Origin of the sequence: Amycolatopsis sp. cmx-8-4, assembly GCF_046548675.1 — a bacterium.
GTDB lineage: Bacteria > Actinomycetota > Actinomycetes > Mycobacteriales > Pseudonocardiaceae > Amycolatopsis.
The window spans coordinates 1-747 of record NZ_JAEBDZ010000100.1 but is presented as its reverse complement, the minus strand read 5'-3'; the positions used below and the strand labels follow the sequence as shown (position 1 = coordinate 747).

Below are 747 nucleotides of genomic sequence, written 5' to 3'. Positions count from 1 at the left end.
CTAGTGTCGCGCGTCTGAAGTTCGTTGGCGGGTGGCGTGGGGCAGGATCTCCTCGGCGGTCTTGGTCCAGGTGAACGGGTGGCAGCGGTCATTCCAGCCGGCGATGAAACCGCGGATCGCGGCGACGAGTTCCTTGACGTTGTCGAAGGATCCGCGGCGGATCGCCTGGCGGGTGATGATGCCGAAGAACACTTCGACCAGGTTGAGCCACGAGCCCGAAGTAGGTGTGAAGTGCAGCGTGATCCTCGGGTTCCCGGCCAGCCAGTTCTTGATGTCGGCGTGTTTGTGGGTGTGGTAGTTGTCCAGCACGACGTGCAGTTCGCGGCGCGGGTAGGCCTTGGCCACCTTCTTGAGGAAGTCGAGAAACTCGGCCTTGCCGTGCCGGTCGTAGCACTGATCGGTGACCTTCCCCGTCGCCATCTCCAATGCCGCGAACAAGGTCGTGGTCCCGTTGCGTTGGTAGTCATGGGTGGCCTTCTCCGGCAGTCCCGGGCGCAGCGGCAGCATCGGCGCGGTGCGGTTGAGTGCCTGGATCTGAGACTTCTCGTCCACGCACAACACCACCGCTTTCTCAGGCGGGTTCAGGTACAGCCCGACCACGTCCCGGACCTTGGCCTCCAGTTCCGGGTCGGTGGAGAACGTGAACGTCTCCCGCCGCCACGGCTGCACGTGATATCTGCGCCACGCCCTGGCCACGGTCGCGTCGCCGACACCCAGGTGCCGGCCCAAAAGCCGGCTCGACCAATG

At 64.5% G+C, this 747-nt stretch carries 1 protein-coding gene; it reads right to left on the bottom strand.

Annotated features, from left to right (window positions below):
• The coding region (locus ACLJQZ_RS48580; RefSeq protein WP_410628518.1) for an IS630 family transposase at positions 1–747 on the bottom strand (747 nt) is incomplete at its 5' end.